General features: G+C 54.2%; 16 protein-coding genes and 1 riboswitch. Of the genes, 5 read left to right on the top strand and 11 right to left on the bottom strand.

Annotation, left to right across the window (positions count from 1 at the left end; genetic code table 11):
* Positions 1 to 9: 9 nt before the first annotated feature.
* Positions 10 to 1,812: a M61 family metallopeptidase gene (locus tag EU556_RS15940; RefSeq protein ID WP_135435137.1), complete on the bottom strand. Its 1,803-nt coding sequence runs from the start codon at positions 1,810 to 1,812 to the stop codon at positions 10 to 12.
* A gap of 229 nt (positions 1,813 to 2,041) precedes the next feature.
* Between EU556_RS15940 and EU556_RS15945 the strand changes: the two genes are divergently transcribed.
* On the top strand, positions 2,042 to 2,299 hold the full coding sequence (locus EU556_RS15945) for a hypothetical protein (RefSeq protein ID WP_135435138.1): 258 nt from the start codon (positions 2,042 to 2,044) through the stop codon (positions 2,297 to 2,299).
* A gap of 290 nt (positions 2,300 to 2,589) precedes the next feature.
* Entirely contained in the window at positions 2,590 to 2,856 is a 267-nt protein-coding gene (locus EU556_RS15950) for a hypothetical protein (protein ID WP_135435139.1), read from the top strand.
* 245 nt (positions 2,857 to 3,101) lie between these two features.
* Here the strand turns inward: EU556_RS15950 and EU556_RS15955 are convergent, their stop codons facing one another.
* Positions 3,102 to 5,306 carry a right-handed parallel beta-helix repeat-containing protein gene (locus EU556_RS15955; RefSeq protein WP_135435140.1) on the bottom strand — a complete coding sequence of 735 codons (2,205 nt, stop codon included), beginning with the start codon at positions 5,304 to 5,306 and terminating at the stop codon, positions 3,102 to 3,104.
* Between the two features lie 363 nt (positions 5,307 to 5,669).
* On the bottom strand, positions 5,670 to 7,028 hold the full coding sequence (locus EU556_RS15960) for a glycoside hydrolase family 2 TIM barrel-domain containing protein (protein ID WP_135435141.1): 1,359 nt from the start codon (positions 7,026 to 7,028) through the stop codon (positions 5,670 to 5,672).
* 265 nt (positions 7,029 to 7,293) lie between these two features.
* On the opposite strand from EU556_RS15960, the gene EU556_RS15965 reads away from it, so the two are divergent.
* The 3 genes from EU556_RS15965 to EU556_RS15975 all read left to right on the top strand — a co-directional run bounded on the left by EU556_RS15965 (position 7,294) and on the right by EU556_RS15975 (position 12,914).
* Positions 7,294 to 9,663, top strand: a complete 2,370-nt coding sequence (locus EU556_RS15965; protein ID WP_135435142.1) for a glycosyltransferase — start codon at positions 7,294 to 7,296, stop codon at positions 9,661 to 9,663.
* A gap of 1,293 nt (positions 9,664 to 10,956) precedes the next feature.
* A complete protein-coding gene (locus tag EU556_RS15970) occupies positions 10,957 to 12,261 on the top strand; it encodes a flavin monoamine oxidase family protein (RefSeq protein ID WP_135435143.1) in 1,305 nt (434 codons plus the stop codon).
* 26 nt (positions 12,262 to 12,287) lie between these two features.
* Positions 12,288 to 12,914 (top strand): thiamine phosphate synthase, encoded by a 627-nt coding sequence (locus tag EU556_RS15975; RefSeq protein ID WP_135435144.1) that lies wholly within the window; start codon positions 12,288 to 12,290, stop codon positions 12,912 to 12,914.
* Here the strand turns inward: EU556_RS15975 and thiH are convergent.
* The 8 genes from thiH to EU556_RS16015 all read right to left on the bottom strand — a co-directional run bounded on the left by thiH (position 12,911) and on the right by EU556_RS16015 (position 21,356).
* Positions 12,911 to 14,032, bottom strand: coding sequence for a 2-iminoacetate synthase ThiH (thiH, locus tag EU556_RS15980; protein ID WP_135435145.1), 1,122 nt, complete (start codon positions 14,030 to 14,032; stop codon positions 12,911 to 12,913). The genes EU556_RS15975 and thiH overlap by 4 nt on opposite strands.
* A 66-nt stretch (positions 14,033 to 14,098) precedes the next feature.
* A complete protein-coding gene (locus tag EU556_RS15985) occupies positions 14,099 to 14,872 on the bottom strand; it encodes a thiazole synthase (protein ID WP_317128717.1) in 774 nt (257 codons plus the stop codon).
* A complete protein-coding gene (locus EU556_RS15990) occupies positions 14,869 to 15,501 on the bottom strand; it encodes a thiamine phosphate synthase (RefSeq protein ID WP_135435146.1) in 633 nt (210 codons plus the stop codon). Before EU556_RS15990 ends, EU556_RS15985 begins: the two co-directional genes overlap by 4 nt.
* A gap of 9 nt (positions 15,502 to 15,510) precedes the next feature.
* Positions 15,511 to 16,263 (bottom strand): hydroxymethylpyrimidine/phosphomethylpyrimidine kinase, encoded by a 753-nt coding sequence (locus tag EU556_RS15995; protein ID WP_135435147.1) that lies wholly within the window; start codon positions 16,261 to 16,263, stop codon positions 15,511 to 15,513.
* Between the two features lie 135 nt (positions 16,264 to 16,398).
* Entirely contained in the window at positions 16,399 to 18,270 is a 1,872-nt protein-coding gene (thiC, locus tag EU556_RS16000; RefSeq protein ID WP_135435148.1) for a phosphomethylpyrimidine synthase ThiC, read from the bottom strand.
* 117 nt (positions 18,271 to 18,387) lie between these two features.
* The gene (thiS, locus tag EU556_RS16005; RefSeq protein ID WP_135435149.1) at positions 18,388 to 18,591 is read right to left on the bottom strand and encodes a sulfur carrier protein ThiS; all 204 of its coding nucleotides are present in this window, start codon (positions 18,589 to 18,591) and stop codon (positions 18,388 to 18,390) included.
* 77 nt (positions 18,592 to 18,668) lie between these two features.
* Positions 18,669 to 18,765, bottom strand: a riboswitch (TPP riboswitch).
* A gap of 356 nt (positions 18,766 to 19,121) precedes the next feature.
* Positions 19,122 to 20,129 (bottom strand): aspartate--ammonia ligase, encoded by a 1,008-nt coding sequence (gene asnA / locus EU556_RS16010; protein WP_135435150.1) that lies wholly within the window; start codon positions 20,127 to 20,129, stop codon positions 19,122 to 19,124.
* A 498-nt stretch (positions 20,130 to 20,627) separates the two neighbouring features.
* Complete coding sequence (locus EU556_RS16015) at positions 20,628 to 21,356, bottom strand: PD-(D/E)XK nuclease-like domain-containing protein (RefSeq protein ID WP_135435151.1); 729 nt, start codon at positions 21,354 to 21,356, stop codon at positions 20,628 to 20,630.
* Positions 21,357 to 21,389 lie beyond the last annotated feature (33 nt).

Raw genomic sequence — 21,389 nt, forward strand, 5'->3', positions numbered from 1 at the left:
CAAATGCACTTACAGGTTTTTCAGCCACACCTCGCGCAAGGCCAGTTGGGCCGGCGTAGCGGCGGGGTCCTGCGTAAACACGTAGCGTTTGATTTCCTCCATGCTACCCAGCTTTACGGGCAGGGTCTGCTCTTTCCCATTACGGCTGATGGTAAAGGGCACTACCGTGCCGGGCGCTTGGCTCATGATTTGTCGTAGCGCGGCACCCATATTCGTGCGGGCCTCATCAATGGCCACCAACTGGTCGCCGGCCTGAATGCCAGCGGCTTGCAATGGGCCACCTGTTTTGGTGAAGTAAATATTGGTTTCGCGCGCTTCTAGGCTCATCGGCCCCAGTGTGGTGACTTGTTTGCCCGTGGGCACTGCCTTCTGATACCGAACCCCAATTTTGGAGTAGTACTCCTGCAAGGGCAAGGGCTCCGCATTCTTGATGTAGCGTTGGAAAAAGTCTCCTATTTCGGGGTAAGTCATCTTGGTGAAGTCCTCGAAGAAGTTCTTCTCACTGATGGGCTTGTTGGGGCCGTATTTCTTCGCTAGCTCCAGTAGTACATCACGCAGGCCGCGCTTACCGCCGCTCAGCTCCAACAAACGCAAATCTAGCAGGCCCGCCGTAAGGGCTCCGCGCTGGTAGATATTGCCGTACTGGCGCTGCCCCTCGTCGCTGAAGGAGTTGAGCCCCAGGCGGCTGAGGCTATAGGTGGTATCAGCCCGGGTGCGGTCGTAGGTAACCTTATCGTGCAGCATGCTCAGGTAGTCATCCAGCGGCACTAGGCCACCGCGGAGCTGCATCATGTGCGAGGCCCATTCGGTGGTGCCTTCATACAGCCATAAATGTTCTGAGCCCGTGGGCTGCACGAAGTTGAAGTGCTCAATAATTTCAGAATGGATATTGAGCGGAGTCATCACGTGAAAAAATTCGTGCGCCGCAATGTCCACTACTCCCTGCGCTGTTTCGGGAGTCAGCGGCGTCTCGGGCAATACATATTCCGAGCTATAGGAATGCTCCCACGCCCCCGCCGATTTGTCAGCGAAGTGATACAGGAAAGCATAGCGCTTCACGGGTAGTTGGCCACCAAAAAACGACTGCGCAGCGTTTAGCATCTTCTGCATGTAGCCCAGCAGTGGCTCGGCCTGCACCTTATCCGTGGCAGAGTAGCAATACAAAGCCACATCGGCGTTGCCTAGTTTGGTGTGCGCTTCGGTGAGGCGACCTAGCAGGATCGGTGAATCAACGGCATGGTCGTAGTCCTGGAGGTGGTAGTATCCTTGCGCATCGGGCACCAACACTGAGCCAGCCTTCCAATTGGTGGGATATTGCAGCTTGATTCGCAAGGGCTTGTCCTGCATTCCCTGCGGATAGCCAAACAACGTTTGTCCGTTTAGCAGGGCATGATCTGTTTCCAGGGAGGAGCCACACATCCGGTAAATATTGTGCTCTTTCACAGGCGTATCCCAGGTTTCCGCAATTGTATAGCGAATCTCCCGGGTTTTATCGGGCTGCGACAACTGCCACTGGTTGGTGGAGAGCTGCTTTACTTCCAGTGCTTTGCCCTTGCTGTCAAACGCTTGGAAGTTGCTTACGTAGCGCCCCATATCCATTACCTGATATGTACCAGGAGCAGTAGCCGCAAACTGGTACACGGCCTGGTCTTTTTTCAGCTTGGGCAGCTCTAGCTTCACTTGGAAGGCATTGCTGTTGGCGGCAGGGTCCATGGTTACCGTATAGGTAAGCTCGCGAGGAGCCTTGCCTAACACGGGGGCGGCGGTGGTCAGCAGGGCTGCCAGCGCAGCCGAGCGGAAGAGAGAGTTCATTTAGGGAGATACTGAAAGATGGAATGAGCTACTGACGTGCAAACCTGCCACCAGTTGCGCCCACCCACGAAACTACTATATCCAGCTTGAAACCGCTGCCGGGTGGCCTAGGCTTCCCAGCATTACTCGAATTACCTATCCAAGCTCAACCATAACTCCCCTACTCTATCGCAGTACACACGGTATACATGCTTGTTAATTCTCGCGTTCAACCTAACCGCTTTCACCCATGACTCAACCTGCTCCTGATACCAACCCGACCCAACTCCTGCGCTACCTGCTGCAGGTAGATGGCCTAACGAACGCCGACAGCATTGGGCGGGCACGAGAAGTGCTTACAGGCCTAGGCCTATTAGTAGACCGTATTGAAGCCGGCGAGGCAGAAGTAGCCGTTGCCTCTGCCACCAACCCTGGACCGGAAGGCATAAGTGCCGCCCTGCAATCTGCTGGCTTTGCTGTGCAGAACATCACAGCGGAAAGCAGTTAAACCCGCTCAGTGCCACTAGCTAGGCCACCTAAACCAGTGAGGTTGGCGCAAGTGGAAGCTAATCTGATAGTCTTATTTCATAAGTACAGAAGCCCGGCTGCTACGCACTTTCTTGCGTAGCAGCCGGGCTTCTGTACTTATGATACAATCATACTTACGTACCACTCTGTGAAAAATAAGGGTTTTCCCCCGCATAAATCAGTAATAACCAGGTATCCATTGCTGGGCACAAAAAGTTAACTAGTCAAGCCTCACGGCTTTTCGTGATGTGCTTTCTACTTGTGTTATTGATGCTAACGCTTCCAGAAACTACAGCTTTGCGCCTGCATGCCACCCCCCGGGGCCACCGGCTTGATTTTACAATTCCCGAAGGGCGCTATGCATATGTGTATCGGCGCACGGAAAATGAGCCGTGGTGCTGCGTAGCCCGAAACGCCTGCAGCCCTTACGTAGACTCTAGGCCGCTGTATCAAGAAACCAAGCCAGAGTATGTGGTGTGCTTCTGTGATGGGTCAGGCATCATCATGGCCGCGACTCCCATCGTTCAGGCGCGGTAAACTGCCAGCAGCCCGTCAGCAGCATTGCTGCTGTGCACTAATATCTTCCTTTACCACTACGGGCTTTGCTTTCTGAAATAGAACTGAGCACTTGTTCGCGTGTCTGCTAGCTGCGCTGCAAGTGGCCTAGCGCATATTCTCTGTGCACATGCAGCAGGTCTACAAAGCGTAGGCCTCTCAGACGAACCACGCTTTCTAAAAGTGCGTGCTGTCTGAGAGGCCTACGCCTACTGAGTATGGATGATTTATTGATGCATCAGCTTGGTCACCACACGCGTTGCACCTTGCTGCACTGTCAGGCTGTATACACCTAGTGGCAGTTGCGCTACTTCAGGTAGAGAGACGGTAGACGCTCCTTTGTTTACTTCAACCGAACGCGTTAGTACCGTCCGTCCCATAGCATCCGTGCAGGTGATAAAAGCTTTTCCGCCGGCTGGGCTTTGAATCTGCATACTTAGCTCTCCAACGAAGGGGTTGGGCCACGCTTGCATTTCCAGTTTAACAACATCACTGAGCGTGACGACTTTCACTGCGGAGTATGACGACTTGCCGGACAAATCAACTTGCTTGAGGCGGTAGTACACCACAGAGCTCGAGTATTTGGCAAGGGCATCCTGCGAGGAATAGAAGTTGGTTTGCGTAGTCGTACCGTTGCCTTTGACTGTAGCAACTCGGCTGAATGCTTTTCCGTCGCTGCTAGCCTCTACTTCGAAACGGTCATTTTGCAACTCAGACGCAGTGCTCCAACGCAGTACGGCAGTGTTGGCCTGTCGCTCGGCCGTGAATAATACGAGCTCAACGGGCAAGGGCGCTGCTTTAGTCTCTGACTCACTGGCGCCCAGGTTGCCCAGTACTCCGGGAGCTGGCGTTGCTGAGCCAAAGAAGTCGCGAGAGCCAGGTATTAGGTTAAATTCTGTAGCCAAATTCAATCCCGTGCCGATAGCAGCCGAGTTTGGCTGTAGTTTGTATGCATCCCAGGAGGTCAGCAGTCGACGGTTACCGTTCGATGTATTCAGAGCACCTCCCTGACCAGCACGCACGAAGGCAGGATCCAAGCTCACGCCCACTGACCGGCTGCCTACCGTTTCCTGACGAGTAGAAGTGCGCCAGTCGTCCAGGTTACTAAAGGAAGCGGAGCCCCACTTGATGCTCAGAGGTTTGCCGGTGCCCCAATAGCAATTGCTTTGGAACGCAATGCCATCAGTGGCAAGAGCTTTAACCTGCGCTACGCCTGCTGTTGTTTGGAAGATATTGTTACGCACCGTGATTTGGCTCACCCCATTGCTTGAGAGGTAGAACGCATTGGCCTCAGAGCCATCGACAGCGGGCGTCAGGTACACCGTATTGTTGTGGATGGCCGCATTCTGAATGCCGCCATTATCTCCCGACGACCACAGCATGATAGCACCCTGCCCAAACCGGCGGGAATCATTTTCGCTGATGTTGTAGCGAATGGTGAGGTCGTGCATGGGAGGCGCTCCATTGAATTGTGCCAGCAAATAGCCAGGGCCATCATTATCATGCGAGTAGTTGTACTGCATGATGGAGTTGGTGCAGCCACCATCCAAGTCAAACCCTCCACCATCATGGGCCAAACCCGAGCGGTTGTGGTGCGACTCACACTCCTGAATAACCAGTTTATTGCAGAGCCAGCCCCAAATGCCCACCGGACCACCACTCGGGTTACTATTCAGCCAGCCATTGTTGAAGGCTTCGCAGTGTTCAATCGTAGCTCCATCAATGCTGGAAAGCACAATACCGTTTCCAGTATTGGTAGTGGTGATTTCCGAGCGGCCCGAATTGTTATACGCCTGGCAATCTGCCACGTAAAAATCCTTGTGGCAAACGTTAGGATATGCCCCGTAGGTAGAGATGCCAGCCTCTCCGTTATCGTGGGCCTGGCAATTCGTGATACGCACGTTGTCGTAACCGCTGGTAACGCTTGAGCTACCAATAGCAATACCCGTTTTGATGTATCCACTCACATCAAGGCTATCCAACACCAAATGGGATAGACGCTGATTGGTGAGACCCGTAGCGAAAATTACTCCTGAGTTGTTAGTCGAGGTACGACCAGACCCCACAAATTTCAACCGTCGCAACTCAATTCCACCAGCATCAGGGCAATAGAATGCATAGTTGTTGCCGCTAGCAATAGTAGCAACCCCCACTCCATAAGAGCTAATCTTGATAGGGTTGGCAGCGGTGCCTTTGCTTCTAAACCACAGCGAGCCTGTAAAAGTCTTGCCTGCCTCAAACAGCACCCGGTCGCCAGGCTTAAAGCTGACGTTGTTTACTTGGGCAATGCTGCTCCAAGCCGTTGCAACTGATGTACCATCATTGGTATCGTTACCTGTTGAGCTTATATAGTACGTTGTAGCTAAAGCTGACGAGCTGCTCGTAAGCAAAGAGACAAAGAGAACTGATAAGAGTACAAGTTTTACGCGCATTGACAAAGTCTTTGGTACGACAATGCAATACTATGTAAATGAGATAGATATAAAAATATAAACGTTTTTCAAAGATTTATAACCCTTATAAGGGCCATACAAACTTTAATAATGCAAAATGCAAAGCATTACAGCATATCTTTGTATAGAGAAAATTACAATAAAACTCGTACAATTACTATATATAAACCGCAGTACCTGTTTTTACTCACAAAATAGGATTATGTCATGAAAAAGGCTTGTCGCCATTTAAGAATAATTATACGCTCTTATGCTCCTGCGAACCTATAGTTTATAGAGTAACCTGCGCAACCATTATTGCGCATAAGACGCTCCTGTTCAGTTTACATCAGACATACTATGCTACTTCTCTCCCGAAACCACTAAGAATGGTATACCAATAGTAGCTGCACTTCCTTTGCCGTCAAGCACAGTAGCGGAGAGCCGGTAAGGTCCAGGTTTGCGAGGAGTATGGAGCACCGCTTCTAGCATGCTCAAGGCTCTGATGGCATGTTCGATTGGCACAGTTGGAGTAGATTTTACTATATCGCTAGCATCAGTCAGAATAGCATCAGGTGTTAACTGCCATTGGGCCTGCAAAGAATCGTTTTCGGGATCTGTGGCTATTAGCTTCAAAGAGTAGTCTTTATCAGGAAGCAGTTGCCGATCATATAACGTCGACTGGCCTGCGACTTGCAATTCCTGAATTTGTGGAGATAAGTTGCGGGGTGGTTTGCCGGTCCATAGTTCCTGCATCACATCTACTGTAGCCGTTTTTTCACCAGTAGGTGTAAAAAGGCTAAACCACGTAGAGGTATACTCGAATTTATTTCCCCAATAGAAAACATATCCCCCCAAACAGGTAGTAGGGTTGCCGGCTATAGCTTTCTCGTACCGTTCGCGTGCAAACTGAGCCTTTTGGGTACTCGTCTGCTCTTTGGCGGTGCCCCACCCTGTTTTAGGTGACTCCCAATATCCTCGCGCTCCAAATTCTGTAATAAGGAATGGTCCGTGCCATCCCTCCCGCTTTAGCCTATCAGCTACAGAGTATAAGTTGCCAAAAGAATTAACACTGATAAAATCTAAATCTGGACATAGCCGTTTGATCCTATCAAAATTTTCTAGTGTACTTGTTACCGTAGAGGTCACCGGATGATATGGATCCAGCTCGTGCACCATGCGGGCGATATCATTTATAGCCCGGTATAGCAGTGGATTATTGGACTCGTAGTTTACCTCATTGCCTACTGACCAAGCCAACAATGCAGGGTGATACCGATAGCGTAGCACCTGTTCGCGAATTGCCTTCTTTTGCTGTTCAACTTCCCAAGTGTTATTGTAGTCAAATTGCTTCGACTCATGGACTAACCACACACCCAGTGTCACGGTCAGCCCTTGCCGTTGGGCTTCGTCCATCCGGTCGTCGGCATAGTCTGCCGACCAGAGTCGCACCGAGTTTGCTCCTGCGGCTTTAAGCTGGTCATAGTGCTCTAGGCCAGCTCCTCCTTTTATAAAGTATGGTTTGCCATTCCGTTGCAATTGGTAGCCACTCCCCACACGTACTACTCTGACAGGTACAACACCAGCGGGTAGTTGCGTGGTAGCAGGTTTTTCGTGCTTGGTGGAACACGCCCCTACCAGGAGACAAACCTGACTACCGATAAAGCTTGCTACTACCCACCGCCGAAGGTTTTTCAGCAGCTTACTTGAAATTAAACCCATTGGGAAATGCGAAACTTGATGGTCTGTGGGATGTATGCTAAGCTGACTTATTAATAAAGTATAATTTTAAATAAATATTATCAAATAATAGAACTTTCCGTACATAAGGCTCCTTATAGCTGGCGGAATAAAACATAGTATGCATAGATTCAGTGAAAAGACAGTAAATCATCCACTGGCTCTTAGACGGCAACGCACGATTAACAGCAGAGGTAAAGAAAAAGAAGCGACTATATGCAGCAAGCAAGCTGATGGTGTCACCCATATGCGGCACTTAGTAGGCCTAGGCCTAGTGAGCTTGGTTTATTTTGTTGTCTGGTTTGCTACATCAAAGCCGATTGGCTACGCACCTCTCTTCTGGTTGCTCACTTTCTCACTGGGGTTCAAGATTCTGCGCATGTTGCACGAGTGGTATCACTACGTCAACGTTACGGAGCCCTTACCACCGGTAGCACAAGTGCCCCAGTTTACGGTAGATATTCTCACGACTTTCTGCCCCGGAGAGCCGCATGCCATGGTAGTGCAAACGCTAGAGGCCATGCAGGCAGTTACCTATCCGCACACCAGCTACCTCTGCGACGAGGGTAACGACCCATATCTCCGTGCAGTATGTGAGCGACTAGGCGTTGTGCACGTTACCCGCGAAATCAAAGTAAACGCCAAGGCTGGCAACATCAACCATGCCTTAGAGCAAGCTACGGGAGATTTATGCGTGGTTCTTGACCCTGACCACGTGCCTACGCCCGATTTTCTGGATCATGTTGTTCCTTATTTTGCTGATGCCAGCGTAGGCTATGTGCAGGTGGTACAGGCCTACGGCAATCAGCAGGAAAGCCTCGTAGCACGAGGAGCCGCTGAGCAGACGTATCATTTCTACGGCCCCCTCATGATGGGCATGAATAGCTATAACACGGCACAGGCTATTGGGGCAAACTGCACATTCCGTCGGGCAGCGCTGGACTCAATTGGTGGACATGCGGCAGGCTTAACAGAGGATATGCATACGGCAATGCGGCTGCACGCTGCGGGATGGCAGTCAGTATACGTGCCACGCATCCTGAGTCGGGGCTTGGTGCCCTCCACTCTCGGCGCCTTCTATTCGCAGCAGCTCAAGTGGGCCCGAGGTGCTTTTGAGCTACTATTTGAAGTGTATCCCCGGCTCTTTACACAATTCTCCTGGCGTCAGCGGTTACACTACGCCATTTTGCCCTTGTACTTTCTTTCAGGCCTAATCACCCTTATTGATTTGGCCGTGCCTATCTATTCACTCGCCTTCTCAGTTTACCCTTGGCACATCTCGCTACCCGCGTTTGTGCTGCACCTAACTCCGCTTTTGGGTATCGGGCTACTAATTCGCTACAAGGCGCAAAGCTGGTTGCGTGACCCTTCGGAAAGAGGCTTACACCTAGCGGGCGGCATACTCCGGGTTGGGACGTGGTGGGTGTATCTATTAGGCCTAGTGTATACGTTTTTGCGCGTACGCGTACCCTACATTCCAACTCCCAAGGAAGGCAATTATCGGAATGAATTTCGGATTTGCTTGCCCAACATATTGGTAATAGTAGCTTGTGCTGTAGCAGTTAAGTACGCTGGCTATGTTGACTGGAGCCCGTACTCCCGGTTAATGGCGTTTCTGGCAACCTGCAACGCGGGTATTCTGATGGCTGCCGTTGTTATGGGTCAGCACGTCTGGGCTCGTAACCTGATGCAAGACATGGGTTCTGAATTTATGATAGCCATACTTAGCCCCATGGTGAGAGTAGTGCGAACCATGAATGCGCGCATTCAATCAGTTGCCGCTTTTGTGGCTGCAGGAAGTGTTGCCCTGGTTGCTTTTACTGATGTGGCAATGCATGTGCACGCTGAATCAATATATCCTGAGGTATACACTTGGCTGCTTAATGGCGGCGACAAGCTTCGCGTAGGCACTCAATTTACTACTTTACCGGAAAAGTTGCCGGTGCAGTTTACGGCTGGCTCGGATAGCAAACTACTGGCCTACGTAAGTTCCGAGGAAGCGCCGGATGTTGCAGCCCTGAATGTGACCAAGGAGGTGCCTACAGCAACTATTATGGCATTGCAGAAGCAAGGCACAGCTCCGTTGCTTACTTGGCAGGCAGGCACTTCTGCAGCCAGCTGGCGCGCTATGGCAGTAGCCTTACAGCACATAGACAAGCCCGTGCTGTTGCGGCCACTCATACAAGCTTCGTCGCCGGAAGCATACCGAATATCCTGGCAAGCAATAACGCAGGAGTTCAAGGCAGCAAAAGCTACTAAAGTATTGTGGGTCTGGACCCCACCCACGACTGCATCAGTTCAGGCGTATTTCCCGGGCAAAGCCCTTGTAAACTGGGTGGCGGTGCCTTGTTCTGTAGAAGCGGGTTCTGCCAAAGATGCAGGTACTGCATATGAAACCTACCGCCACCAGTTTGCTACTTCTATGGCCTTACACGATAAACCCATTATGCTGCTGTTGCAGGATGTGGTACCAGAGAATAAGCAGGTAGTACAGCGCGTGGCGCAGCGTTACCCCGAAGTCAAAGCCATATTGTTTCCGGCTCCAACACGTGAAGACATGGCACCGCTGCTCACAAACACGAAAAAGAGTCTTCTGCTATCGGCTTTTACGAAGTAAGTGCGAGGCATTGGCTAAACAAAAGAGCCTGTCACTAGTGCGGCAGGTTCTTTTTGGTTCTCATATATAGTAGGCCACTTACATGTCTGTTTCAGTAGGCACGACTTGCTAGAAAAATATAGAAACCATTATATAGAATATGAGTATTTATTACGAACTGAAAAAAGATATTAATACGGTAGCATTTTCCGTACCAGTTGTTGATTTTTAGGCACTTCGAACCCGTTTGCATCTCTAGGCCGGCCACCACGCTAAATCACTATTCTTCGTGGGCAAGTCATGTACCCTGCGCGTTTATGCTGAAGCTGATGGCCCCATTGTGGCACTCATCTTAGTGGCGCATTCGCGCACCGGAACGGACCTCTCGGAGATAGAATTACCTTACCTTCTCTGGCAGTCAATGGGCACTAGGGCGGCCGCGGCTATGGTAGCGCGGTTCTACCGCTGGAACCACCCTGAAATAGTGCGCCAACTCGGCAAAGTAGCCGTTCAGCGCAGCATTACTTCACTTCTGCAGCTACACCAGCGTCAATCTCGCAGCCACCTTCCCTAGGCCTCTGCATTGGTTTTCCCCGCCGCGCTCAGCTCTAACCCCAGCGCTGAGTTGCAGAGCCTGCAAAGCAAATTCAGCAGTTTACTCTGGCAAAACCCGTATTTATCCGTAGGCACTTTTTCGCTAAGCAACGTTTAACCACCCATCAGTACCTGCTGCATTGCGTGCGCATCTGATGTGTCCGTTCTTCGTCTGCTTACCTATTGAAAACAATGCTTACCCTGGCCCCAACCGCAACTCTGCACCTGTACCTCGTTCCTACGGGCTGCCGCCTCAATTTTCCAACTCCAATGGGGCAATTTGCCTACGTGTATCGGCGAAGCCGTAACCAAGCGTGGCAGTGCATTGCACGTAATGCCTGCAGTCCTTTCCTCGACCGTACTGCTAACCTCTCAGGCACTACGCATGAGTATAAGGTACAGTACTTAGATGGGGCAGGCACCATTCTACAGTCGACCCCAATTGTGTGGGCTGCCCCCGCAGGGCTTCCGGCTAGTCCCAGCTGGATCAGTTTGCGCTAGACCACCAGCACCTTATCATACGCGCAGCTTGCTCTCTGTAGGCCAGTGATTATGCCCATCGCCACCTGCGCAACAGTGAGAAGTTAACTGACACTGCCCCTAACTGAACAAGTGCAGACTTGAGCGGTTAGTTGCGTAGCGTTACCTTTCCCTAAACTTTATGTGGCTGTTATTGCTTCTCTTCAAGCACCCTCCCACTTTGGGTGCTGATCTGTTTGCATGCCTACGTACCCTATTTTAATTGTTGGAGCCGGCGCTGCTGGTTTAATGGCTGCCCGTACTCTCACCCAAGCGGGCCAGCACGTAATCGTCCTCGAAGCCCGCAACCGACCGGGAGGCCGCATTCACACCTTTACTGCAGCCGGATTCACTGGTCCTACTGAAAGTGGAGCTGAGTTTCTGCACGGTGATGTGGCCCTTTCCCAAGCTCTTCTGCGAGAAGCTGGCATCCGCACGCATGATCCTGAGGGCAGCAATTATGAAGTTGCGGGGGGCAGCGCTCAGGTGGCGGAAGGATTCTTCGTGGAGGATATGCCCTTGCTTCTGGAAAAGCTGTATGCGCTGGAGCATGATGTGCCCTTGGCTGAGTTCTTGGCGCAACAGTTCCCCGACGAGCAGCACCAGAAGCTGCGCGACACGGTCACGCGCTTTGCGGAGGGGTACGATGCTGCCGATGCCCGCCGGGCCAGCGCCTTTGCGCTACGTGAGGAATGGTCGGGCAACGGGGCCGAAGACTCGCCCCGACCCGAGGGCGGCTATGGCCAGTTGATAGAGTGGTTGGTGCAGGAAATAAAAGCGGCGGGTGGTGAGCTACATTACTCCACCACCGTGCAAGAAGTGCGCTGGCAAGCTGGTTATGTAGAAGTGCGCTGCCAGGGCGGGCGTAGCTTTCAAGCTGCTCAGGCTATGCTCACGCTGCCGCTAGGTGTATTACAGGCCGAAGAAGGAACGCCGGGTTACGTACGCTTCACGCCAGAGTTACCCGCTTACCGGGCTGCCGCCACGGCGCTGGGCGTGGGGCCCGTCGTTAAATTCCTGCTCGAGTTTCAAGACGCATTCTGGCAAGCACCATCCGCCGAGGTAGGCCAGCCCATGCCCGAAATGGGGTTTCTATTCTCCGATGCGGCCGTACCCACGTGGTGGAGTCAGCTGCCCGCCACCCGCCCCTTGCTCACTGGCTGGGTAGCGGGCCCGGCAGCCGCAGCCCTGCGCGAAACCTCTGATGCCGACTTACTCACATTGGCGCTTGACAGCCTAGCGTACTTGTTTGGCTCTACAACTGAGTTCTTGCGTCAGCAGCTACGCGCCCACCGCATAGTGAACTGGGGCGCCGACCCATTTGCGCGAGGAGCCTATACCTACGCCACCGTTGGGGCCGCCGCAGCTCATCAAGTTCTCAACCAGTCAGTAGAGGACACGCTCTTTTTTGCGGGTGAAGGGGTGTACGAAGGGGCCCACATTGGCACAGTAGAAGCCGCGCTGGTAAGTGGTGAAACCGCGGCCAAGAAGCTGCTAGGCCAGTAGCTCGCCACCCAACCACGCGTTTCCCCATGTCGTTTGATCTGCTGGTCATCTCCCCTCCTGCGCATCTAGAAGCCGAGCAACAACTGCTGCTGCGGCTCTTCGAAGCTGGTTTGCAAACCTACCACGTCCGCAAACCGGGCTGGTCGGAGTCGGAGCTAATAGCATACTTGGAGCAGATTCCGGCTCTCTACCATGACCGGTTGGTAGTACACTCACACTACACACTGGCCCTGCAGTTTCCACTCAAAGGCATACATCTGACCGAGCGCAGCCGGCGCGCCTCTACTACACCGGCCCTGCTGCGCCAGTTGCCGGGCCGGAGCATTTCCGCCTCGCTCCACACTCTACATGACGTTTTAAGTCACCGTTGGCCTTACCATTACGTGTTTCTCAGCCCAATTTTTCCGAGCATCAGCAAGCCGGGCTATCAGGCCGACTTCAAGCCCGAAGCCCTGGAACACGCGCTAGGCCACTTGCGTGGCCGTAGAGGTTACATCCCGAAAGTTGTGGCGCTGGGCGGCGTCACCCCCACCAACTTGCCTTGGGTGCAACAGGCTGGTTTTGCGGGGGCAGCCGTGCTGGGCGGCATCTGGCAGGACCCCGATCCGGTGGCCGCTTTTCAGGAGTTGCAAGCAGCCATACTTGGCAGCTAGGGTACTGGCGTTGCCAACGCCTGGTCCCAATCTTTCCAGACGGGCTCGTACCCTTGGCGCCGGATCATGGCCGCAATTTCGGCGGGGCTGCGCTCGTCGCTGATTTCAAATTGCTCCAATGATTCTGGCTCTACCACGTAACCGCCAGGGTTAGTTTTGGAGCCCGCACTAATGGACGTGATACCGAGCTTAATAATATGGTCGCGGAAGGTGGGCGTTTCGCGGGTCGAAATCGACAATTCCACCTCTTCATTCAACAGCCGATACGCGCAAATCAGCTGCACCAACTCCCTATCTGACATTTCTACCTTGGGCTGCAACAGGCCTTCCGCCGGCCTCAGCCGCGGGAAGGATAAGCTGTAGCGGGTTTGCCAATAAGTGCGCTCCAGGTAGGCCAGGTGCAGCGCTGTGAAAAAGCTATCCGTGCGCCAATCTTCTAGGCCAAACAACACGCCCAGCCCCATCTTATGAATGCCCGCCTGGCCTAGCCGGTCGGGCGTATCGAGGCGGTAGTAGAAGTTCGATTTCTTGCCCTTTGGATGGTGCTTTTTGTAGTCTTCCTGATGGTAGGTTTCCTGATACACCAGCACTGTGTGTAGGCCATCGGGGATGAGCCGCTCATAGTCTTCGCGGTCCAGGGGCTGCACCTCCATAGAGATATGCGCGAAGTGAGGCCGCAACGTCTGGATGGCTTTCTGCAGGTAGTCAACGCCCACGGTTTGGTTGGCTTCGCCGGTTACCAACAACACATGCTCGTAGCCCCACTCCTTCAGCACGGTCGCCTCTTGCAGCATTTCCACGCTGCTGAGCGTGCGCCGCCGGATCTTGTTATCGAGGCTGAAGCCACAATACGTGCAGATATTCTGGCACTCATTGCTCAGGTACAACGGCACATACAGCTGCACCGTGTTGCCGAAACGCTTGCGGGTGAGTTGATTGCTCAACCGAGCCATCTGCTCCAGGTACGGAGCAGCGGCTGGCGAAATCAGCGCCTTGAAATCTTCCAGTGTACATTTCGGCGCCGCCAACGCCCGCTCTACATCAGCGGCAGTTTTGGCGTAGATACTTGCCTTGACGTCGTCCCAGCGGTGAGCATCGAAGATGGGGCGGAAGGACATGATTTAGTTATTATTGTCAGTTGCCATTGAAAGGTGTCAGTTGTATTAACAACCCACTGTGGGCAACTAATCCAGGAAAGATGTGAGGGGTGAGCTGGCCTCGGCGTGGGCTCTGGGAGCGGCCAGCCGAGCCTCGTAGGCCAGTCGGCCAGCTTCTACAGCTAAGCGGAAGGCATGCGCCATCTGCACGGGTTGGCCGGCCACAGCAATGGCGGTATTTACTAGCACCGCATCGGCTCCTAGCTCCATAGCAGCGGCGGCGTGCGAGGGCGCCCCGATGCCAGCATCTACTACCACCGGCACCCGGCTCTGGTCGATAATAATTTCCAGAAACTCCCGGGTTAGCAGGCCTTTATTAGAGCCGATGGGCGAACCGAGCGGCATCACGGCGGCCACCCCCACTTCTTCCAGACGCTTGCACAGCACGGGGTCGGCATGAATGTAGGGTAGCACCACAAAACCCAGCTTTACCAGTTCCTCGGCGGCTTTCAGGGTCTCTACCGGGTCGGGCAGCAAGTATTTGGGGTCGGGGTGAATCTCAAGCTTGAGCCAGTTGGTTTCCAAGGCCTCACGAGCCAGCTGCGCCGCAAATACTGCTTCTTTGGCCGTGCGGACGCCGGAAGTGTTGGGCAGCAGCTGAAATTGGGGGTGACTGAGGTGGCCTAGCAGGTCGTCGTGGGCATCGGTCACGTCGACCCGCTTCAAGGCCACGGTTACCAGCTCCGAGCCGGAGACCAGCAAGGCTTCTTCCATGAGCGGCGCCGAGCTGAACTTGCCGGTGCCAGTAAACAGGCGCGACGAAAATGTACGCCCGGCAATTACGAGGGGTTGCATGGTCATGAGGAAGTAGGAAGTAGCGTGGGCAAACGCTCCAGAAAAGCCATAGCCGTAGTTGCGGGGTCGGGCGAGGCGGATATAGCCCCCGATACGGCTACGCCATGTAGGCCAGTGCTCAGCAGCGGAGTAACATCTACCAGGGTAATGCCGCCAATACCAATGACAGGCGTCGTGATTCCAGCGGCCCGGCACTGAGTAAGCAGAGCGTCATAGCCGTCTAGACCCAGAATTGGGCTAAGCTTTTCCTTGGTGGTAGTGAAGCGGAACGGCCCTAGGCCTATGTAGTCTACGCCAGCCGCCACCAGTCGCTCAATGTCAGCAAACGTGTTGGCGGTGCCACCGATGATAAAGTCGGGCCCGAGAATGGCGCGGGCTTCCGTCGGCGACAAGTCTTCTTTACCGAGGTGCACGCCATCGGCCCCAATTTCCAGGGCCAGCTGCGGCTTGTCGTTGATGATGAGGGTAGCGCCGTAGCGCTGGCACACCTGCTGGGTAGCCAGCGCCCGTTGCTTCCACTCGGCGTAGGCCAGGTTTTTCACGCGCAGCTGCACCCATTGCACGCCCCCGGCGCAAGCCTGCTCCGCCTGCTCTGCCGAGGTGGTGATAAACTGTAGGTTACTAATCTGTTTCATTTGATGAGTTCAAAAATGATAGCCAAGTAGGCTAGGGTTGCTGGCCAACACCCGCGTGGTATACTCCTTCCCCAGCCGGCAAGCTTCTATCAGCGGCTGCCCTTTCGCCAACTCCGCCGTAATAGCCGCCGACAACACGCAGCCGCTCCCGTGCTTCTCCCCGTTCGGCAGGCGCGGGGCCGTGAAGGAGTGCTGCTGCCCGTTCAGGAATAAAACGTCCGTGGACTGTGCCCCCTCCTGGTGCCCTCCTTTCAGCAGCACCGGACAAAAGGCACTGACCGCCGCCGCTGCTTCCTCGGCGGAAGTGCTAGGCCACAGGCGCAGCATCTCGGGTTGGTTAGGCGTGAGCAAGGCTAAGCCAGTGCACACCTCGCGCGCCAGTTCCCGCGGCGGCCCGGCATGAAAGTCGAAACCGGAGCTGGCTTGCAGCACCGGGTCCCAGACCACCTGTACCCGCGGGTTTTGCTCCCGCAGCCAACTCAAGAGTTGCGGCAGTTGGGTTAGGCTTTCTATAAGGCCAATTTTCACATGACCGATAGCAAACCGAGTAAACAGCAGCCGCGCCTGCGCCTGCACTTCCGCCTGCGCCACCCAACTTACCCGCTCAAACTGCACATCGTTCTGCACCGTCAGAGCCGTGCACACGCCCAGGCCATAGACGCCGAGCGCCTCCATGGTCTTGCTATCGGCCAGCAAGCCGGCCCCTCCACTAGGGTCGAAACCGGCTATACTCAGGGCGTAAGGGCGAGGCGGCTGTGACATTTGAAACTTATTTGACCGTCATGCTGAGCTTGCCAAAGCATCTCTACCTCTGGCTAACTACTGACCTAGGCCTATTGCAACGAAGCGTAAGAGAGATGCTTCGCCAAGCTCAGCATGACGTTCTTCTTGGTTTGGTTACAGGTAAATCTCGCTGCCCTTTTCCACGAACTCCCGCGCCTTTTCGGCTAGGCCGTGTGTCAGGGCCTCATCGGGCTGCACGTCCTGCTTGGCGGCAAAGTCGCGGACTTCTTGCGTGATTTTCATTGAGCAGAAGTGTGGGCCGCACATGGAGCAAAAGTGAGCCACCTTGGCTCCTTCAGCGGGCAGCGTTTCGTCGTGGTACTCGCGGGCCGTGTCGGGGTCGAGCGACAGGTTGAACTGGTCTTCCCACCGGAACTCGAAGCGGGCTTTGCTCAGGGCATTGTCGCGGTACTGGGCTCCGGGGTGGCCCTTGGCAAGGTCAGCGGCGTGGGCGGCAATCTTGTAGGCAATAACGCCGTCTTTCACGTCCTGCTTGTTGGGCAGGCCTAGGTGTTCTTTCGGGGTAACGTAGCAAAGCATGGCCGTACCAAACCAGCCAATCATGGCCGCGCCAATAGCGGAGGTGATATGGTCGTAGCCTGGGGCAATGTCGGTAGTCAGTGGCCCCAGCGTGTAGAAGGGCGCTTCGTGGCACTCCTTCAACTGCTTGTCCATGTTCTGCTTGATCAGGTGCATGGGCACGTGGCCGGGGCCCTCAATCATTACCTGCACATCGTGCGCCCAGGCAATTTTCGTGAGCTCGCCCAGCGTTTCCAGCTCGGCAAACTGGGCTTCGTCGTTGGCATCGGCAATAGAGCCAGGGCGTAGGCCATCCCCTAGCGAGAAAGCCACGTCGTAGTCCTTCATGATCTGGCAGATTTCCTCGAAGTGGGTGTAGAGGAAGTTCTCCTTATGATGCGCCAGGCACCATTTCGCCATGATAGAGCCGCCCCGCGATACAATGCCCGTCACGCGCTTAGCCGTGAGCGGAATGTAGGGCAACCGCACGCCAGCGTGAATTGTGAAGTAGTCTACGCCCTGCTCAGCCTGCTCGATGAGCGTATCTCGGAACAGCTCCCAGGTCAGGTCTTCGGCCTTGCCATTCACTTTCTCCAGAGCCTGATAAATGGGCACGGTGCCCACGGGTACCGGGCAGTTGCGGATAATCCATTCCCGTGTCTCGTGAATATTCTTGCCCGTGCTCAGGTCCATTAGCGTGTCGCCCCCCCAACGGCAGCTCCACACGGCCTTATCTACCTCCTCCTCAATGCTCGACGTCACAGCCGAGTTACCAATGTTGGTGTTGATCTTCACCAGGAAGTTCCGCCCAATAATCATGGGCTCACTTTCCGGGTGGTTGATGTTGGAAGGAATAACAGCCCTGCCGGCTGCTACTTCCTCCCGCACAAACTCCGGTGTGATGTGGCCCTGTGGCGTATTGGCCCCGAAGCTGTGCCCCTGGTGCTGCACTTTCAGCGCATCATCGGCCGCCAGAGCATCAATCCGCTGGTTTTCCCGGATGGCAATGTATTCCATTTCCGGCGTGATAATGCCCTGCTTGGCGTAGTGCAGCTGACTAACGTTTCGGCCTTCTTTGGCCCGGTAAGGCCGCCGGATGTGCTCAAAGCGCAGGTGATCCAACGAGGCATCGGCGGCCCGCTGCCGTCCATATTCTGACGTGGTGCCAGGCAATTCTTCCACGTCGCCGCGCTCCAGAATCCAGGGCTCCCGCAGGCGGGGTAAGCCTTTCTTCAGGTCAATTTGAATGTTGGGGTCGGTGTAGGGGCCGCTGGTGTCGTAGACCGTTACGGGTGGGTTTCGCTCAGTGGGGTTCGTGAAATCGAACTTGCGCTGGGTGTCGCTGAGGGTGATTTCGCGCATGGCCACCTGAATATTGTGCAGCTGGCCGGGCACATAAATCTTGCGTGAGCCGGTTAGGGGCGCACGTTCCACCAACGTTTGCTGGGGGGCATGGTCTTTTTTCATCAGAAAAAATGTGGGATGAGTGTGACAGCGGCCACTTGGCCTGTCGTTTGGGCGTAGCAAGCCATCTGGCTTGGCTCTAGTCTTCAGTAACCGTCCTGCCGACTTTCTAGAGGACTGTTATCCGCCTTGCGTAGCTCGGATAATCGTGACGCGGTCGTTGGATTGCAGGGCATAGCTGGCCCATTCGGGCTGGGCCACCACCGTATCGTTCACGGCCACGGCTAGGCCACGCTTGCCGGCCAGTTGCAGGTCGGTCATTACCTCCGCCACGGTGCGCACTTCCGCGGCCTCCTGCGGCATATTGTTGACATAGTAGATCATTCAACTATCCGTTAGTTGACAGAAAATCAGACTATAAACAATAGGCAGCGAGGCCCACGACCACACCTGTGGCCGCAATGCACTCTGGTACTTTTCCCTTCGCAGGTATCAGCCTGATCAGGTTCAAAGGGTATCATCTCAGTCCTGGCTAGCAGGACACCCCTAAAGTTTACGGCGCTAACATAGGCGGTCATTCGACAACCGCCAAATAAATAATTCCGGCTTGCGAGAGACTAACTTATCCAACCACCCCGAAAAACAACCTAGCACAATCTGTCTGCGAAGCTTCTAGGCCACTATTTAACCGCATAACTCAAACATTAAAAGCCCCGCCTTCATGTAAGGTGGGGCTTTTTTTGCCTGTTGTTCTACTGGCCTAGCGCCAACAGCTTGTGCGGTAACTTCCTGTTTGGCATCCATCTTAGGCTTAGGAACCTGAGCTCTCAGCCTAGGCCACAAAAAAGGGCGGGGAAGCTACGGCCGCCAAACCTGCTCCCCCACCCATGCTGCTCTAGGCAGCTATTTTCGGCTTACAACAGGCCTACGCCGGTGCCAGCCAATTTTTCGCGCACTGCTTCGGGCCAGATGCTTACTTGCACTTCGCCAATGTGCCCCTTGCGCAACATGAACATGCACACCCGGCTCTGCCCGATACCGCCACCGATGCTCTGAGGCAGCTCATCCTTCAGCAGGCGCGAGTGGAACGACAGCTCCTGCCGATCCTCGCAGCCACGTAAAGCCAGCTGGCGCACTAAGGCGTGCTTATCAACCCGAATACCCATCGAGGAAACCTCAAATGAGGTTTGCAGCACTGGGTGCCAGAGCAGGATGTCGCCGTTCAGACCGCGGTAGCCAGCCGCCGTTTCGGTGCTCCAGTCGTCGTAGTCGGGGGCACGACCATCATGGGGCTCGCCGTGGCTCAGCTCTCCTCCAATGCCCATCAGGAATACAGCGCCGTACTGTTTCACTGCCTCGTGCTCCCGCTCCTTAGGCGTGAGCGTGGGGTACTGCTTGAGTAGGTCCTCAGCGTGCAGGAACGTGATGCGCTCCGGCAACACGGGTGTAATCTCTGGATACTCGGCAGCAATGCGAGCCTCCGTGGTGCGTAGGGCCTGGTAAATGCGCTCCACTGTGGCTTGCAGAAACTCTACGGTGCGCTGCTCCGGCTGTATGTGCTTTTCCCAGTCCCACTGATCTACGTAGATAGAATGAATGGGCGAGTAATCTTCATCGGGGCGCAGGGCGCGCATATCGGTCAGTAAGCCGCGGCCGGCTTCAATACCCAGTTCTTGCAGGCGTACCCGCTTCCACTTTGCCAGAGAATGTACCACCACTGCGCGGCGCTCACCCAGGGCCTTGATCGGGAAGCCAACCGGGCGCTCAATACCGTTCAGGTCGTCGTTGATGCCGGTACCGTCAAGCACGGCAATCGGCGACGACACTTTGCTGAGTTGCAATTGCGAAGACAATTCCTTAGCGAATGTCTCTTTCACAAAGCTGATGGCTTCCTCGGTTTTCAATAATTCCTGCGCAGTCATGGCAATTATTTTTTATGGTTTTTTGCAAAAAATGTTTTTCAAAAAGGCACACGAATTCCACTCTCCCCGATGGGAGCTTTTTAGAAATTCGATACGTATTTGTGCGCGGCAAAACTTATGTTGTTCTGGCAACGCATGAGGTTATCCAGAGCAGTAGGCACAAAAAAAGCCTTCCATGGGTGGAAGGCTTAAAAAGAAAATCAATTACTGATTTTTCATTTCTCCAAAGGAGCAATAGCCTTCCAGTCTCGAATAAAATTATTATTCGAGTTATTATTCTGAAGATTATTGCGGAAATGACGCATTCGTGAAGTGTTATTTTCGTCGGATGTATGCAAGTATAAACGGAGCTGATTATTTATCCTAATTTATTTTCAAAATATTTTTTATTGACACAACATGCTTTACGTATAAATCAGCCTCTAGGCCACCAGGAGGCTACAGTTTTCGCTCTCAGCCTTATTTAGCAGCTTGCACCTGCAAGCATCAAGGCTCCTGCTACTCTTCTGCTGGTTCACCTCCGGTCAGGGAGTCCCGCACCTCCCGCACGGCCCCAGCCACGGCGGTGGGCACCACTACATCAGGCTGCAACAAGCGCAGCAACCGTTGGTATTTGGCCCGGCCTTCCGCCAACATGTGCGGGGGCACTTCAAACACAAACAACTCGAAGGGCTCTACCTTTTGCACGCCCACTAGCAGGAAGCGGTCGGCGTGCAGTGCATCAGAGTAAAAAGCAGCCTGCCGGTCGTAGTCATAGCCGCTGCACTGGGCCACAAAGTGACTGTAGTCGCGGGCCAAGGTAGTCTTGAAGTCGATGATGGTATACGGTTCGCCCGGCCGGTCGATAACTAGGTCGGCCCGGAGTTTACAGAGCGTACCCGTTACTGGCTCGGTGAAGATGCAGCTTGGCTCCGGAGTCCCTACTTCCAGCAAGTGATTTACTTCTGCATTCAGCTTTACCCCATCTACCATCCACCAGATCAGGGTGTCGTTGATGCCAGGCAAGCCGGGCTCGTACAGCTCGGGCTCAAGAAGCGCCGTATGGAAGGCTGTACCCAGGCCTAGCGCCCCCGAGGTAGATGTAACCGGACGGGGTGGCCGCCCATATAAGGCATCCCGCAGTCGGGAAAGATCTGAGTTGGCAATAGCGGGCAAGGCCCGGTAATCGTCGTATGGAATGCGCAGCAGATCAGGCCGCGGCGTGGCAGTAGCAGGAGAATCAATCACGAAACTAGAACAGCAGAGCCCACAAAAAGGCTC

It is taken from the genome of Hymenobacter fodinae, from assembly GCF_004745825.1.
Taxonomy (GTDB): Bacteria; Bacteroidota; Bacteroidia; order Cytophagales; family Hymenobacteraceae; genus Hymenobacter; species Hymenobacter fodinae.

Bases quoted from the DNA above. Each gene is read 5' to 3' on its own strand.
- EU556_RS15955 (WP_135435140.1), bottom strand. From the start codon at position 5,306: ATGCGCGTAAAACTTGTACTCTTATCAGTTCTCTTTGTCTCTTTGCTT.
- EU556_RS15960 (WP_135435141.1), bottom strand. From the start codon at position 7,028: ATGGGTTTAATTTCAAGTAAGCTGCTGAAAAACCTTCGGCGGTGGGTA.
- EU556_RS15995 (WP_135435147.1), bottom strand. From the start codon at position 16,263: ATGTCACAGCCGCCTCGCCCTTACGCCCTGAGTATAGCCGGTTTCGAC.
- EU556_RS15945 (WP_135435138.1), top strand. From the start codon at position 2,042: ATGACTCAACCTGCTCCTGATACCAACCCGACCCAACTCCTGCGCTAC.
- thiC (WP_135435148.1), bottom strand. From the start codon at position 18,270: ATGAAAAAAGACCATGCCCCCCAGCAAACGTTGGTGGAACGTGCGCCC.
- thiH (WP_135435145.1), bottom strand. From the start codon at position 14,032: ATGTCCTTCCGCCCCATCTTCGATGCTCACCGCTGGGACGACGTCAAG.
- EU556_RS15975 (WP_135435144.1), top strand. From the start codon at position 12,288: ATGTCGTTTGATCTGCTGGTCATCTCCCCTCCTGCGCATCTAGAAGCC.
- EU556_RS15990 (WP_135435146.1), bottom strand. From the start codon at position 15,501: ATGAAACAGATTAGTAACCTACAGTTTATCACCACCTCGGCAGAGCAG.
- asnA (WP_135435150.1), bottom strand. From the start codon at position 20,129: ATGACTGCGCAGGAATTATTGAAAACCGAGGAAGCCATCAGCTTTGTG.
- EU556_RS15965 (WP_135435142.1), top strand. From the start codon at position 7,294: ATGCGGCACTTAGTAGGCCTAGGCCTAGTGAGCTTGGTTTATTTTGTT.
- EU556_RS15940 (WP_135435137.1), bottom strand. From the start codon at position 1,812: ATGAACTCTCTCTTCCGCTCGGCTGCGCTGGCAGCCCTGCTGACCACC.
- EU556_RS15985 (WP_317128717.1), bottom strand. From the start codon at position 14,872: ATGACCATGCAACCCCTCGTAATTGCCGGGCGTACATTTTCGTCGCGC.
- EU556_RS15970 (WP_135435143.1), top strand. From the start codon at position 10,957: ATGCCTACGTACCCTATTTTAATTGTTGGAGCCGGCGCTGCTGGTTTA.
- thiS (WP_135435149.1), bottom strand. From the start codon at position 18,591: ATGATCTACTATGTCAACAATATGCCGCAGGAGGCCGCGGAAGTGCGC.
- EU556_RS15950 (WP_135435139.1), top strand. From the start codon at position 2,590: ATGCTAACGCTTCCAGAAACTACAGCTTTGCGCCTGCATGCCACCCCC.